The 15,930-nt window shown below is 42.6% G+C and carries 14 protein-coding genes; 8 read left to right on the forward strand and 6 right to left on the reverse strand.

Annotated features, from left to right (window positions below; all coding sequences use genetic code 11):
* Positions 1-218: 218 nt before the first annotated feature.
* On the reverse strand, positions 219-791 hold the full coding sequence (locus Q9R24_RS12495; RefSeq protein ID WP_114541702.1) for a peptidylprolyl isomerase: 573 nt from the start codon (positions 789-791) through the stop codon (positions 219-221).
* A gap of 103 nt (positions 792-894) precedes the next feature.
* Between Q9R24_RS12495 and Q9R24_RS12500 the strand changes: the two genes are divergently transcribed.
* Entirely contained in the window at positions 895-1,569 is a 675-nt protein-coding gene (locus Q9R24_RS12500; protein WP_311204629.1) for an acetoacetate decarboxylase family protein, read from the forward strand.
* A 70-nt stretch (positions 1,570-1,639) separates the two neighbouring features.
* Here the strand turns inward: Q9R24_RS12500 and Q9R24_RS12505 are convergent, their stop codons facing one another.
* Positions 1,640-2,710 (reverse strand): alpha/beta hydrolase, encoded by a 1,071-nt coding sequence (locus tag Q9R24_RS12505; protein ID WP_004728955.1) that lies wholly within the window; start codon positions 2,708-2,710, stop codon positions 1,640-1,642.
* A 217-nt stretch (positions 2,711-2,927) separates the two neighbouring features.
* Here Q9R24_RS12505 and Q9R24_RS12510 point away from each other — a divergent pair, with 217 nt between their 5' ends.
* From Q9R24_RS12510 to Q9R24_RS12535, 6 genes are all read left to right on the forward strand, one after another.
* The gene (locus tag Q9R24_RS12510) at positions 2,928-3,428 is read left to right on the forward strand and encodes a hypothetical protein (RefSeq protein ID WP_311204628.1); all 501 of its coding nucleotides are present in this window, start codon (positions 2,928-2,930) and stop codon (positions 3,426-3,428) included.
* A 1,003-nt stretch (positions 3,429-4,431) separates the two neighbouring features.
* On the forward strand, positions 4,432-4,980 hold the full coding sequence (gene grpE / locus Q9R24_RS12515; RefSeq protein ID WP_004647116.1) for a nucleotide exchange factor GrpE: 549 nt from the start codon (positions 4,432-4,434) through the stop codon (positions 4,978-4,980).
* A 118-nt stretch (positions 4,981-5,098) separates the two neighbouring features.
* Positions 5,099-7,039, forward strand: coding sequence for a molecular chaperone DnaK (dnaK, locus tag Q9R24_RS12520; RefSeq protein ID WP_004647118.1), 1,941 nt, complete (start codon positions 5,099-5,101; stop codon positions 7,037-7,039).
* 146 nt (positions 7,040-7,185) lie between these two features.
* Positions 7,186-8,016: an OXA-134 family carbapenem-hydrolyzing class D beta-lactamase gene (gene blaOXA, locus Q9R24_RS12525; protein WP_311204627.1), complete on the forward strand. Its 831-nt coding sequence runs from the start codon at positions 7,186-7,188 to the stop codon at positions 8,014-8,016.
* Between the two features lie 70 nt (positions 8,017-8,086).
* Positions 8,087-8,995: a matrixin family metalloprotease gene (locus Q9R24_RS12530; protein ID WP_005094835.1), complete on the forward strand. Its 909-nt coding sequence runs from the start codon at positions 8,087-8,089 to the stop codon at positions 8,993-8,995.
* A gap of 105 nt (positions 8,996-9,100) precedes the next feature.
* The gene (locus Q9R24_RS12535; protein WP_016806936.1) at positions 9,101-9,478 is read left to right on the forward strand and encodes a hypothetical protein; all 378 of its coding nucleotides are present in this window, start codon (positions 9,101-9,103) and stop codon (positions 9,476-9,478) included.
* 56 nt (positions 9,479-9,534) lie between these two features.
* On the opposite strand, the gene erpA is transcribed toward Q9R24_RS12535, so the two are convergent.
* The 4 genes from erpA to Q9R24_RS12555 form a co-directional block, all read right to left on the reverse strand.
* A complete protein-coding gene (gene erpA / locus Q9R24_RS12540; protein ID WP_004281944.1) occupies positions 9,535-9,870 on the reverse strand; it encodes an iron-sulfur cluster insertion protein ErpA in 336 nt (111 codons plus the stop codon).
* A gap of 121 nt (positions 9,871-9,991) precedes the next feature.
* Positions 9,992-10,999: a putative solute-binding protein gene (locus Q9R24_RS12545; protein WP_180039056.1), complete on the reverse strand. Its 1,008-nt coding sequence runs from the start codon at positions 10,997-10,999 to the stop codon at positions 9,992-9,994.
* A 194-nt stretch (positions 11,000-11,193) separates the two neighbouring features.
* Positions 11,194-12,204 carry a putative solute-binding protein gene (locus tag Q9R24_RS12550; protein WP_311204626.1) on the reverse strand — a complete coding sequence of 337 codons (1,011 nt, stop codon included), beginning with the start codon at positions 12,202-12,204 and terminating at the stop codon, positions 11,194-11,196.
* Between the two features lie 254 nt (positions 12,205-12,458).
* Positions 12,459-13,463: a putative solute-binding protein gene (locus Q9R24_RS12555; protein ID WP_311204625.1), complete on the reverse strand. Its 1,005-nt coding sequence runs from the start codon at positions 13,461-13,463 to the stop codon at positions 12,459-12,461.
* Between the two features lie 216 nt (positions 13,464-13,679).
* Here Q9R24_RS12555 and Q9R24_RS12560 point away from each other — a divergent pair, with 216 nt between their 5' ends.
* Positions 13,680-15,611: an ATP-binding cassette domain-containing protein gene (locus tag Q9R24_RS12560; RefSeq protein WP_004281940.1), complete on the forward strand. Its 1,932-nt coding sequence runs from the start codon at positions 13,680-13,682 to the stop codon at positions 15,609-15,611.
* The last annotated feature ends 319 nt before the right edge of the window (positions 15,612-15,930 follow it).

The raw sequence follows: 15,930 nt of genomic DNA on the forward strand, positions 1-15,930 counted from the left end.
TAACAACTCCGCCATTCTGCTTCGTTCGTTTCCGTCTATCTCGTCGGTATGTGCTCATTATAGGGCAATTTCTTACACGTGCAAGCGCTTTTAACGCACATGAATCACGAGTGTTTTATTTTTATGCACCAAATTGGTTCAATTCCATACAATTCATTACATAAGTACATATTTTTAAAACAGAAATATAAATTAAATATTTCTGCTTTATTCTATGTCTAGTTTTTCACGACTGGTGCTTTAATCGTCACACTGGTGATTTTTACAGGGTTCACCGGCACATTTTGATGCATTCCATAGTTTCGGGTCGGTACTTTAGCAATCTGATCGACGATATCCATGCCTTTAATGACCTTACCAAATACCGCATAGCCGGCATTTCTAGCAGAACGATCCAGGAAATCATTATCGACCAGGTTCACAAAAAATTGTGCTCGGGCAGAATCTGGCTGATTGGTACGCGCCATGGCTAAAGTACCGCGTTTATTTTGCAGACCATTCGATGATTCGTTTTTAATGGGTGCTTTGGTATTGGCTTTTTCCTGCATGTTCACATCAAAGCCACCACCCTGCACCATAAAACCTGGAATGACGCGGTGAAAAATCGTATCCTTATAGAAGTTGCTCTTTACATAGCTTTCGAAGTTCTTTGCCGAGATTGGTGCTTTGTCATTGAAGAGTTCAATTTCAATATTTCCAGATGAAGTCTTCATCTCAATAATCGTATTTTCAGCAAAGCTTGGCAGACTGACCGCAGCAAGTGCGATGACACATAATGATTTCTTTAACATTTATTAACTCATCTACTTAGAAGTAATGGTTGTGAATGACTATATATTAATCTTTTATAACTCATAATGCAGTGACCTGCCGACTAAAGACAAGAGAATAAGAATGAAGCATGCATTATTACAGGAGCAAAATATCCACCAGTTTCCACCTTGGCATTTGCAGGGTGAGGGTTTTATTTTAAATTATTGGCTGACCCCAAGCTTTATTGAGCAAGCAAAACAGTTCCGTATTGCGCCTTCTCCGCTGGGTCGTATGGTCCAAGTCTTATTGGTGCGTTATCACGCTTCGCCGATTGGCCCTTATGATGAGTTACTGATTCTGGATCATCCTTTAATTAGTAAACGACGCCTCAGCTCAATTCCTAAAATTTATGTGTCTACCCATGAGTCTGTGGTATACGGTCAGCATTTATGGGGCATTCCCAAAGAACATGCGCAGTTTGAATGGCAGGAAAAGGATCAGGAAGTACTGTGTCAAATTCAGCATCAGAACCAGCATATGACGATTCGGCTGAAGAAAACCAAATCCGCACGCCAGTTCTATATTAATAGTCATCATATTCCAGCATCTATGCTGAAGATTCAGCAAGCCTGGAAAGGTCAGCGTTTTCAGTTTAGTCCACAGTTCCGCGGTCACCTCTCCAAACTCTCGCAAGTAGAATGGCAAAATGCCGAGAATATATTTCCAGATTTTTCCAAAGCCAAATTGCTGCAAAGCTTTTATGTCCCCAAATTCAATCTGATCTTTCCTGAAGCGCAGATCAGCAGCAAAGTATAAGAACTGATAAAAACCTATCTACAAAAAAGGTGTTTCATGAGAAACACCTTTTTACATTCAAGCCTTGGATTTAACTATTTTTGTCCCAAAATTTGCGGAAATTTTTGCTGATCTCAATCACATATTTTTTGGCACGGCGGGAGATCGGCGTCAGGTTAATAAAACCATGTGCCTGATCGGTATATTCATGATAATGAACACTCACGCCATTCTGACGTAGTTTATGTGCATAGATTGAACCTTCATCATGCAGGACATCATGACGTGCAGTAATCACATAACTTGGCGGCAAGTTTTGCAATTCACCATAGGTGGGTGAAATCAGCGGATCATCCAGTTCAATCTGATGGGTTTGGGCATACATTAAGGTCACCAGATCAATATCCTGTTCCGAAAGTACCAGTCCATCTTTATAGGCATAAAAAGAAGGATGGCGACTTTTAAAGTCGACCGCCGGATAAAGCAAAAGCTGTGCTCGTGCGGCATAAGATTTACCTGCACTGCGCTGTGCCACCACAGTAGCCAGATTTCCGCCCGCACTGTCCCCTGCTACGGCAATACGATTTTTATAGATTTTTAGTTGCTTACTATGCTGATGTGCCCAAGCCAAGGCATCTTCACAAACCTGTACCATCTGCAAGGGGCTAAATTCTGGCGTCAGCGGATAAGCCACGCTTAGCACCTGCACTTTGGCATGTACTGCCAGCAAGCGACAGAATTCATCATGGCTGTCCAGACCGCCCACCATAAATGCACCGCCATGATAAAAAATCACCATCGGCAACTTCTTTTGTGGAGCTGGATGATAATGCCGGGCAAAGATGCTGCCACTTTGCAAAGGCAGGCGCAGCTCTTCGATGACTTTGACAGTAGTTGGTTTAGCCGCGATCGCTTTCATGCGTGCATCAAACAATGTGCGCGAATGAGCCAGATCCTCACTGATAAAACTGCTATGCCCCTGTTTTATCTGGATGGCCATCAGGCATTTAACCAATGGATCTAAATCAGGATAAACATGAGGATAATCCAGAGCCTTAACTAATGCTTCCTGTGCAATGCCAGGTAAGCGGTCCAGCATACGCGCTGCCGTCCCTTGTCCCTTTTCCATCACACTTTTCAGAACCGGAGGATTCACAGTCATTATTTTTAGTCCTTATTCTCTTAATTCTTCATAGTTTCTACACGATTAGCGTTTCAGTGACCATATTCTTATATAAGTCTTAATATCAATGTACATATAGCTTCTACTCGATACGTTACCCTCATTTATAAAAGATGTCATTGACCGTTTAAAGGTTATTTTTGACGTACTTTTGCGAGCTTAAGTATATTTTTTATTACAAATCGGGAGGATGCCTATGGCTAGCAAAATTATAGCTCTGTCTTTGGCGACTGCATTTTTAGCTGTAGGCTGCGTCGCATTTCCTGAAGATGGTGGCTATTATGATGGCCGCTATGATCAGCGTTATGACCGTCGCTATGAACTGGACCGGCGTTATGAACAAGATCGTCGCTATGAGCGGCAACGTTGGGAATATGAACAGCAACGCAAACGCATTGAACTGGATCGACGTAAACAGGAATTACAACATCGCAATTGGGAGCAGGATCGTAAAAGACAGTTAGAGCTGGATCGACGTAAAAGCCAACTGGAACGACAGCGCCATGAACAGCAACGTAAAAATATCATGACGCAACGGCAAAAACAGACAGAGGCAGAACGTAAACGTCGTCAGGATCTGGAGCGTAAACGTGTAACAGATCAACGCAGTAAAAAAGTCCAGCAAAATCGTTCTAATCAACGCTGGAATGACAACCGACGTCATCAAGAACAACGTTCACGCGATCGTCGCGATTAAGACTTGAATCATTTTCTGTATTAAAAGCCCAGACTGGGCTTTTTAAATGGAAAAAGATAGCTGCCAGATAGACAAAGGCCCTAAAGAAAATTTCTTTAGGGCCTTTGCAGAGGGTTATGTTAAACGAACTTCCACTTTGCTTATGCTTCTCAGCAATTCAACCAGAACATCCTATTCTCTATATAAATTATCCTATCGAATCAACTTGCTCTCATGAAGCGGACATTCACTATCCAAGCTGTAAGTTTTATCTTACAAACCGCTAAAATAGAGACGACTGATTCCAACAAATTCAAAAAAGGTAAATTCTGGACAAAAAAAGGCTTATCTAGAGAACAGGATAAGCCACGAAAACACATTTCAAAATAAGAAGAAACTACAGCGATAGAATCTAGAATAAATATTAATCAAAAGTTCATCTATTGTGAAAGACTTTATTGCTTAGATATTAATCGTTTTTATGTCTAATAAATAAATAGGCAAAAAAAAGCTGAGTTTTGGGGATACTCAGCTTGAAAAAAGCAACTCTAAAATAGGGCAACAGCAACCCGGTTCGGCTCTCTCCTCTGAACAAGGTCGCTGTTAATAGAAGTATGATGCAATTTTTTTACCAATACTTAAAACGGATTAAAATTATTAATTTGATTCAAAAATACGATTATTCATTTTTTATATTTATTTTCAAATACTTAATTCTTAGATTTAGTCGCTAATTAAATCTATTCAGTTCAAAATTCGGATTCATCGCTGCTGATGTCCGTGTATTTTATTCTCATCCTATCCTGCTGTTGTGTTCTGAATAGCTTGTTCTGCTATCCGCTGGATTCAGTATTTTGTATAAATCTTAAATTTAATCTGGGTCGACGCTTGAATTTTTACACCCTGCCCCGATTTCTTTAGGTAATCAAGAACTTCACAACCATGGCAGTTCAGCATAAACGCAGTGAACACTGAGGCCTAAGGACTGTACATGTTTAAGAACCCATTTAAACGGAGTAAATCAATGGCGACTGAGCAAAACGAGCAAGCTCAACAACTTGAGCAAGAGCAAGCGGAACAAGATACAGCGCAAACTCAAGCTGAAACCGAGCAGGCTGAAGTTTCCGTTGAGTCTTTACAAGAGCAGATTGCGCAGCTTGAAGGTGATTTAAAGTTAGAAAAAGCCCGTACCGCCAATGCAGTTTATGAAGCACAAAAGAGTGTTGAACGTATTCAGCGTGAATCTGAAAAGCATAAAGATACAGTTCTGGAAAAGTTCTCTAAAGAGCTTCTAGAAACAGTCGACAATCTGGAACGTGCCATTGTGGCTGCAGGTGAAGAGCAAACACCATTGCGTGAAGGTGTTGAACTGACCCTTAAATCTTTATTGCATACCTTGGAGAAATTTGGGGTTGTGGCAGTGGATACCAACAACGGTTTCAATGCGGATCTGCATCAGGCAGTCGGGATTGATCCAAATGCCAAAGCAAATGAAATTGGGACTGTTTTGCAAAAAGGCTACACGCTTAACAGTCGCTTATTGCGTCCTGCCATGGTGATGGTCGGCGCTTAAGCCAAATAAATTCGGGAGTTTGTGAAATTTTTCAAAAATTTTACTTGAAAAAAATCGAACGGCTCTCATATCGGATAACAAGTGTAAATCACAAAAAAATTTTAGAGGAAACATCCAAATGGCTAAAATCATTGGTATTGACTTAGGTACTACAAACTCATGTGTTGCAGTACTTGAAGGCGACAAAGTTAAAGTAATCGAAAACGCTGAAGGCGCGCGTACCACTCCATCTATTATTGCCTATAAAGATGGCGAAATTCTGGTAGGTCAATCTGCAAAGCGTCAAGCAGTAACGAATCCGAAAAATACATTGTTCGCGATCAAACGTTTGATCGGTCGTCGTTATGAAGACCAAGCGGTACAAAAAGATATCGGTCTGGTTCCTTACAAAATCATCAAAGCAGACAACGGTGATGCTTGGGTTGATGTCAACGACAAAAAATTGGCGCCACAACAGGTTTCTGCTGAAATCTTGAAAAAGATGAAGAAAACTGCTGAAGATTACCTGGGCGAAACCGTAACTGAAGCTGTTATTACTGTTCCTGCTTACTTCAACGATGCACAACGTCAAGCAACTAAAGATGCAGGTAAAATTGCAGGTTTAGAAGTTAAACGTATCATCAACGAGCCAACTGCTGCGGCACTTGCGTTCGGTATGGACAAGAAAGAAGGCGACCGTAAAATCGCGGTTTACGACTTGGGTGGTGGTACTTTCGACGTTTCAATCATTGAAATTGCTGACCTTGATGGTGACCAGCAAATCGAAGTATTGTCGACTAACGGTGATACGTTCCTAGGTGGTGAAGACTTCGATAACGCGTTAATCGAGTTCCTGGTTGAAGAGTTCAAGAAAGAACAAAACTTTAACCTGAAACAAGATCCACTGGCGTTACAGCGTTTAAAAGAAGCTGCGGAGAAAGCGAAAATCGAGCTTTCTTCTTCAAATGCAACTGAAATCAACCTTCCATACATCACTGCTGATGCGACTGGTCCTAAACACTTAGTGATCAACGTAACACGTGCAAAACTTGAAGGTCTGGTTGCTGACCTGGTTGCGCGTACCATTGAACCTTGCCGTATTGCGCTTAAAGATGCAGGTCTTTCGACTTCTGACATCTCTGACGTGATCCTGGTAGGTGGTCAGTCTCGTATGCCAATGGTTCAACAAAAGGTTCAAGAGTTCTTCGGTAAAGAGCCACGTAAAGACGTAAACCCTGACGAAGCAGTAGCCATGGGTGCTGCGATTCAAGGTGCGGTACTTTCAGGTGACAAAACTGACGTACTTCTACTTGACGTAACTCCGTTGACACTTGGTATTGAAACCATGGGCGGCGTGTTGACTGCAATCATCGAGAAAAACACCACGATTCCTGCGAAGAAATCTCAAGTGTTCTCAACCGCTGCGGACAACCAGCCTGCTGTAGACATTTCAGTTTACCAAGGTGAACGTAAAATGGCGCAGCAAAACAAATTGTTGGGTAACTTCCAGTTAGGCGACATCCCACCTGCGCCACGTGGTGTGCCACAAATTGAAGTATCTTTCGACATCAATGCTGATGGTATCTTGAAAGTATCTGCGAAAGACAAGAGCACTGGTAAAGAGCAATCGATCCAGATTAAAGCAAACTCAGGTTTGTCTGATGCTGAAATCGAAGCAATGATCAAAGATGCTGAAGCGAATGCTGAAGAAGACCGTAAATTTGAAGAGCTTGCAAAAGCACGCAACGAAGCGGATGCTTTAGTTGCTTCTTCACAAAAAGCAGTGAAAGATCTTGGTGAACAAGTAACAGCTGACGAAAAAACTGCTGTTGAAACGGCGGTTTCTGAGCTTGAAGCTGCAACTAAAGAAAATGACGTTGAAGAAATCAAAGCGAAAACTGAAGCGCTGCAAAATATCATCATGCCAATTACACAACGTGCATATGAAGCTGCTCAAGGCCAAGGTGGTGCGCAAGGTTTTGACCCGAATGCATTCCAAGGCGGCGAAGGTCAATCTCAAAAAGCGGACGACGGCGTTGTAGATGCTGAGTTCACTGAAGTGAAAGATGACAAAAAATAATTTGTCGCTTTAACTGAAAAAACCGCGCGAAAGCGCGGTTTTTTTATGTCTCGACTTAAAAGAATAAAATAAAAATTACCAAAATTTGATCGTATTTTCAGGAAAAGCTGTTTAAGTTAAATCAAACATTAAAATACCCTGAACCCATGAAAACTCTGATTTTTCTGCCTTTACTTAATTGCTTGAGCCTGACGGCGTGTACCTTACCCGTTTCATCTTCCCCATCTCATATCACTTCGACTCAATCGACTCAAGCCATTGCCCAATTATTTGATCAGGCGCAAAGCTCTGGCGTTTTAGTGATTCAGCGTGGTCAACAGATACAGGTCTATGGCAATGATTTAAGCCGTGCAGATACCGAATATGTTCCCGCCTCTACTTTTAAAATGCTCAATGCCCTGATTGGCCTGCAACATGGCAAAGCCACAACCAATGAAATTTTTAAATGGGATGGTAAGAAACGTAGTTTTTCAGCCTGGGAAAAAGACATGACTCTCGGCCAAGCCATGCAAGCTTCTGCTGTACCCGTCTATCAGGAACTGGCGCGTCGTATTGGCCTTGAACTGATGCAACAGGAAGTACAACGCATCCAATTTGGTAATCAGCAGATTGGTCAACAGGTCGATAACTTCTGGTTGGTAGGCCCTTTGAAAGTTACTCCAAAACAGGAAGTCCAATTTGTTTCTGCGTTGGCCCGAGAGCAACTGGCCTTTGATCCTCAAGTCCAGCAACAAGTCAAAGCCATGTTATTTTTACAGGAGCGGAAAGCTTATCGACTATATGTCAAATCCGGTTGGGGCATGGATGTGGAACCGCAAGTCGGCTGGCTCACCGGCTGGGTTGAAACACCGCAGGCTGAAATCGTGGCATTTTCACTCAATATGCAGATGCAAAATGGTATAGATCCGGCAATCCGCCTTGAAATTTTGCAGCAGGCTTTGGCCGAATTAGGGCTTTATCCAAAAGCTGAAGGATGATGCAAATAAGCATGGGAAAGGCATTAAAATTAAGCTATATTTTTAAAAAATAGACATTTAAATAAAAAATATGCGTCTTCTGCTCTGTCTGCTCGTAGTGGGATTGATCATGTCTGCCTATCTACATATGCAGGCCCAAACCCATCCTCAACTGCGCTATAACTCGCTGGCTGATCGCTTGACGCATCCTTTCGATACACGCTTACGTTTCCGAATTGATCAGGTCGATTCAGGCTTTGGACTAAGTAAAGATCAAGTCATTCAACTGAGCAAGGAAGCGATCGAAATCTGGCATCAGGGAAGCAATCGTGATGATTTGATGGTCTATGATGAAAATGCCAGGCTGAGTATTCACCTGATCTATGATCAACGCCAGCAAGACTATGATGCCTTGAAGAAAGTCGAAAAACAGTTGCTGGCAGATGACGCCAAGTATCAACGTCAGGTCAAAAATCTGGAAGCATCCCATCAGCATCTGGAAAGTCAGCAGCAACGCCTGATCCAGCAAAGAGATCAGATGAATAGTGAATTTCAGGCCTTACAGCAACGACGCCGTCAGCCAAATTTATCTGCTTATGAACATGAGCAGATTGAATATGAGGTTTTGGCTTTACAGCGCAAATCGGAAAGTTTTCAACGGGAACTTCAGTACCTTCAGGAACAGCAAAGTTCCTTTAATATGAATGTTTCCATGCATCAACATGGTCTGCAAAACCATCAGCAGAATATCATTCAAGCCCAACAGCGTTTCCCTGCCCGCGAATTTCATAAAGGCGTGTTTATGGGTGATCAAATTCATGTCTATCAGTTTGATGCAGAAGATGATCTCCGTCTGACTCTGGCACATGAACTCGGACATGCCTTGGGGCTGTATCACCATAATGACCCGGAAGCACTGATGTATCCGGTGCTGGGTAAACAGAATCTGCAACACTTCCAGCTGCGACCTGCAGACAAGACCTTGCTTTATAACCGTTAAGTGATCAGCTTGAATTCCCTAATTAATTTAAGTGTATAAGTATTATAAAAAACACTCTATTCTGATTTCATGTTATTGTGATTGGCTACATTGTTCAGGCCATCTTTGGAGATTCGTGTGAGTTACTACCATATTTTAATTGAAGTAAATGACCACATTAGTACGATTGATGAAACCCGTGATATCGAGATCTTTGATATCGAGGACATCCAACCCTATCTTCATTCGATTTTGCTGCCTTATTTCAATGAACAACTGATTGAACTCGACGATGAAAATCTGGAATATAAAGATATTCTGCATCTGGAAATCAAACAGACCTTATTGCCGATCAATGACCTGATCGAAGAAGAACAGCGTCTGTTGCCAAGCGATACCGACATTACCATTAGCGCCTATGAAATTTTTAATAACCGCGAGTTGAGTCAGGATGTCACTACCGTGATCTTTGACCTGCTTGAAGCGGTAAAACTGGATAGCTAAACGTTCTTCCAGATATAAAAAAAGTCCTCATTGAGAGGACTTTTTTGTGCATGGATTTAGATCGAGAATGAAGATCCACAACCACAGGTCGTAGTTGCATTCGGGTTTTGTACCACGAAACGTGAACCTTCCAGACCTTCTAAATAATCTACTACCGAACCAACCAGATACTGATAACTCAGTGAATCGACCAGGACTTTAACATCGCCATTGGCGAATTCTGCATCATCTTCATTCTGGCTTTCTGCAAAGTTAAAGCCATAAGAGAAACCTGAACAGCCGCCACCGGTCACATAGACACGGAGCATTAAGTCTTGGTTACCTTCACTGTCACGCAACTGGCGTACTTTATTTGCGGCATTGTCGGTGAGCACAAGCGCTTGGGCATTCATGGCGGATTCCTCTGTTGAATGGAATGTCTTTAAAAAGAAAAGACCATATTTAAGTATAGCACACTCAATATATGGTCAGTCTCTACAGATTAAAAGTCAAATCAGAGTAATTTTATCAGGATTATTTGTAGTTCTCATCCTGTAAGGCACATTCAAAATTTGTCGGATTCTGTTTGCAGCGGAATTGCCACAGCAATTTCATCATGCGTTTGTCATAAACGCCGCGTTTGGTCAGGTCAATTCGGGAATCCCGCATCATTTTCTGATAACCTGGTTTATCTGCCGCAGGAATATCCATCCAGTATTTCGATGGAATATCTACTTTCATTTTACCCAAAATACCAAAGGCACGTGGTAACTGGCTCTTGACCCATTCACGTGATTTTTGCCCGTATCCTGCCGGGAATTTATCTGGACGGATAATGATATTGCCTGTGACCTGCAATACCGGATAATTCACAATCGCACCTTTGTTACCCAAACCTTTATGTAATTCTAAAGGCTTAAATGCTGCAGCTGGTGCACCGATAATATCCACCTGACCATTGTTAAACATACTGGCAAAATTGCTGATTTCGGCACTCACTGCTTGTGCACCAACCTGCTGTACCATGATTTTTTGTGCTTCGTCATGGCTTAGTACCGCAATTTTCTTGCCGGCTGCTTTGGCAACGGTATTAATACTGCGGTCGTTCACTAACAGAAAAGCATCACCTACCGGAATCACTCCAACAATTTCATATTTACCTTGCAGCATTTGTTTGGCGAAGGTGGGACTGGCCAGGCCCTGCATGACTTTAACCGCCAGATTCAGATCGGTGATAGCCCCGATTGCATCCAGCGATCCGGTAAACTTGTTAAATTGACGGCCACGCATACCAGTGACACTGATCCCGTCACATTTTCCGGCTTTAAAATCTTCTGCGACCACGGCTTCATTGGTATTCACCCGCAATTCGATATCTGCCCCCCAGTTTTTGGCCGCCAACTGATAGTCTTTCATCACACTATAGACATCACCGTTTTTACCGACCAGATCAAATACGCAAATCACCTGTTTGGCTTGCGCCAGACCTGAAACAGCCAGTGTCGCTGTAGCCAATGCCAGTACTTTCCATCCTCTATGCATCATCCTCATTTCCTTATCGCTTGTTTTTGTTATTGAAGTTTTAGTCACATGTGATTGTTTTTTATATGAAACATTCGAATTTAATATTTAGATTAAGCTTAAGCTATTTTATTCGCTGCACAATGGCAGATCTGACCTGGTTCAGCCATAAAAAAAGCCTAGATCACTCTAAGCTTTTTGCTTTAAAAATCAGATTATTCGCCAGCCATTGAACATTCAAAGTTGGCCTTATCGACAGAACAACGGGCACGTTTTAAGACCGACATCATGCTGGCATCATAGATTCCACGTTTGGTCATGTCCATCCGGCCATCACGTAACATTTTCTGATACTTGGTTTTATCTTCAACGTTCAGGTTCATTTTATATTTCGACGGAATACCGGCTTCCAGACGTTTGATCATGGCCATGCTCTTTGGCAGGTTTTTGATAAACCAGTCACGCGATTTCTGTCCAAAACCTGCGGGGAACTTTTCCGGACGAATCACAAAATCAGAAGTCACATGCAGTACCGGGAAATTAAACATTGCGCCGTTATTACCCAGACCTTTATAGATTTCTAATGGCTTGTAGGCATAAGCAGGCGCACCGACCATATCCACCTGACCATTATTAAATTTGGCGACAAAGTTGGAAACATCGGAGATCACTGCCTGCGCACCGACGCGCTGAACCATAATTTTCTGGGCATCGTCATAGCCGAGTACGGCGAATTTCTTCCCTGCGGCTTTTTCAATCGAATTGATATTCTTATCACGCACGAAAATAAATGCCGAACCCAGCGGGGAAATACCGGCAATTTCATATTTTTTGCTGCCCATATTACTGACCATTTTCGCTGCATTACGTTTGTCGAGAGCAAAACTGATCGCACGCTGGGCAATGGCATTACTTGGTGCACCACCCAGTGCATCAATAGAACCGGCAAATTTATTGTATTGACGGGCACGCATGGCGGTCATAAACACGCCATCACATTTACCGGCCTTGAAGTCATTGTCGGCAACCGCTTCATCCTGACGGGCAATCAGATTAATTTCTGCGCCCCAGCCTTTTGCAGCCAGTGCCCATTCTTGCGCCATCTGGAAAGACTCACCGGATTTACCAAGTAAGTCAAACACACAGATATCGACTTTTTCTGCATGCGCCGTACTTGCAAAACCAAATGCAGAGAATGCAGCCAATGATAAGAGTGTTTTTTTCATTGTAGTTATCCTTTGAAATCTTGTTATTCGCTGAGTGTCCGTACACGGGACAAATATTAAGCAAGTTTAATTAAAAAAAATAGAGCATTTACTCCATTTAAAACCGGCATTTTGGCCTATAAAGATAAATCAGCAATAATTGCCTAAGTTATTTTTAAATATATATTTAAATATCAATATCTTAATATTTAAAACTGCTTTCTTATAATTACATTTACCCAGATATAGTTACAAAGATATACATGATTTCAGATTTATTCGCCACCAATCGAACATTCAAAATTGGTTCTTTCTACCGTACAACGCGCGCGTTTCAATACGTTCATCATGCCCTGATCATAAATCCCCTGTTTGGTTAAATCGATCCGCCCATCACGCAGAATCTTTTGGTAGGCCACACGATCTTCACGGCTTAGATTCAGAATATATTTGCTTGGAATCTCAGCTTCCATGCGCTTGACCATGGCAAAGCTGCGCGGTAACTGTTTCACAAACCAGTTTCGGGATTGTGCGGCAAAGCTTGCCGGGAACTTTTCCTGACGAATAATCAGATCAGCAGTGACATTAATCACCGGAAAATTAATCATTGCGCCTTGACGGCCTAGTCCTTTCTGTAATTCTAGCGGTTTAAATGCATAAGCCGGTGCAGCGACAATATCCACTTCGCCCTGATTAAACTTGCGAATAAAATTGGAAATTTCCGACATGACCGGTACTGCTTCAATCCGGTCGACCATGATTTTTTGCGCATAGTCATAATGCAGCACGGCAAATTTCTTGCCTTTGACCTGTTCCAGTTTATTTAGAGTACGATCACGAACAAAAATATAGGCTGGGCCAATCTGACCAATACCCGCCACTTCGAATTTTTCTTTGCCAATCTGGGTGATCAGGCGTTTGCTATTGCGTTTATCCAGTACATAGCTGATGGCTTTCATGGCAATGTCATTATTCGGCACGCCGCCAATTGCATCAATCGATCCAGCAAATTTGTTATAAGCCCGGGCACGCATTGAGGTCATATAGAAGGCATCACATTTTCCGGCTTTGACGTCCTGATCGACCTTGGCTTCATCCTGATAAGCGCTTAGCTGAATTTCGGCACCCCAGCCTTTTGCTGCCAGCGCCCATTCCTCCAGCAGCTTATAAGATTCACCAGATTTTCCCAGCAAATCAAAAACACAGACATTCACTCTGGCTTGAGTTGAAGTCGACACCAAAAGACCCAGTGCCGACAAAATTAAACATCCCTTTTTCATTTTTATTTGACTCTATGGTATTTTTTACTCGATCAGCCTGAACTATAAACCACTGTTCATGCATAAAATAGAGCTTTTACTCAACTTATGCGTCTATCCCAAATCAATTGACAGAGATGAAAACTGATTCATTTCAGCAAAATCGGTAAGATTTTTCATTTTCACAGGGCTTTCCTTTAGAATAGGCGCATCTTATTTCTTAGCTTTGATTTCTCAATGATTCAGTTAGACCAGTTATCTATACGTCGCGGTGGACGTGTTTTATTTCAAAAAGCGTCGATGCAGTTACACCCAGGATGGAAAATTGGCCTAACCGGTGTCAATGGTGCTGGAAAATCAACCCTGTTTTCAGCCTTGCTGGGCGGCATGGAATCGGACACCGGTTCGCTGACCCGACCTGCGGTATGGACCGTGGCGCATATGGCTCAGGAAATCAAAGCACTGAATATGAAAGCCATTGATTTCGTATTGTCGGGCGATGAAGAATACTGGGATATTCAGCAAAAACTCGATCAGCCGGATCAACTGGATGATGCAGAACTGGCACATTTATATGGCCGTTTTGATGAAATTTCAGGTTATTCGGCTCCTGCCAAAGCCTCGCAGCTGATGGCGGGTCTGGGCTTCTTTGAACATCAATCACAGCTGGATGTTTCAAGTTTTTCCGGTGGCTGGCGTATGCGTCTGAATCTGGCGCGTACCTTGATGAGCCGTTCAGATTTACTACTCCTCGATGAACCGACCAACCATCTGGACCTGGATGCGATTCTCTGGCTAGAAGACTGGCTCAAGGCTTATGAAGGTACGCTGGTGCTGATTTCGCATGACCGGGATTTCCTCGATGCGATTACCGATCACATTTTACATATCGAAAATCAGGAACTGATTTTATATACCGGCAACTACTCGACTTTCGAGCGTACCCGTAGTGAACGTCTGGCACAGCAGCAACAGGCGTATGAAAAGCAGCTGGAAACCCGCGCGCATCTGCAAAAATATATTGACCGTTTTAAAGCGCAAGCGACCAAAGCCAAACAGGCACAGAGCCGGATCAAACAGCTGGAACGAATGCAGGAACTATCTGCAGCCCATGTCGATACGCCATTTACCTTCAGTTTCCGTGAACCGACCAAAATGAGTTCGCCGTTATTGCAACTGGAACATGCCGATATTGGTTATGGCGACAAGCTGATTGTCACCAATGTAAATTTACAGATCACGCCAAACAGCCGGATCGGTTTGCTTGGGATGAATGGTGCCGGTAAATCCACGCTGATTAAATCGCTGGTCGGTGACCTGAAACTGATTCAGGGTCTGCGGAAAGATTCAGAATTACTGAATATTGGTTATTTTGCCCAGCATCAAATGGATGCACTGGATGGTAATGCCAGCCCAATGTTACAGCTGGCACGTATCGCAGATAAAAAAATCAGTGAAGCCAGTCTACGCTCCTTCTTGGGTAGTTTCGGTTTTAGTGGCGAACGTATGGATACGCCAAGCGAAAGCTTCTCAGGCGGTGAACGTGCACGTTTGGCCCTAGCACTGATTGTTTGGCAGCGTCCGAATGTACTGATTCTGGATGAGCCGACCAACCATTTAGACCTGGATATGCGTCATGCACTGACTATGGCTTTACAAGATTTTCAGGGCGCGGTAGTTCTAGTTTCGCATGAACGTCAGCTCATCGCCAGCGTCTGTGATGAACTGCTACTGGTACATAATGGTCAATGCCGTGAGTTTGATGGTGATCTTACTGCCTATGCTGACTGGTTACGCCAAGCCCGTATTGAGATGATTAAAAATGGGCAAAAGCCAGCAGAACCGGTGAAATCCCAAGTCGAAGTCAAACCGACTATTTCCAAACTGGACAAGGAAGCACAACGTAAGGAAGCTGCTCGCCAGCGGGAACTAAGTCGTCCGATTCGCAAGAATATTGAAAAATGCGAAGCACAGATGGCCAAACTACAGCCGCGACTGATTGAAATTGAAAACCTGCTGGGTGACAGTGCTTTATACGAAGCATCACGTAAAAATGATTTGCTGAAACTGATGAATGAGCAAACCGAGCTAAAAGCCAAACTGGAAACAGCCGAAGAGCAAATGCTAGAACTGATGATGGAACTGGAAAGTCTGGAACAGACGTTCTAAAGCTCTTTTAGTAAGATTTAAGATAAGAGATGAATGACCAACGTTGTTCATCTCTTTTTTATTCACTATTTTTAATGTTTTCTCTTCCATTTTCCCCCCTGTATTTTTTCATCTACGTCTAGATGTTTCTTTAATTCTGTTTTTTTCTATTCATTCGACACATAAGGTCATGAATTACACAAACCCTATATAAGTTTATTTTTTAAACAGTTGGATGCCTTATTTCATACATTAATTTACAGCGTGCTGTTTCATCCTAAGGCTCTAATACAAGTGTTTTTTAATTTTTGGCAGCCTTGCTACGAGTCTGTTTAATGTT

The sequence above is a fragment of the Acinetobacter sp. RRD8 genome (genome assembly GCF_031844225.1).
Classification (GTDB): domain Bacteria; phylum Pseudomonadota; class Gammaproteobacteria; order Pseudomonadales; family Moraxellaceae; genus Acinetobacter.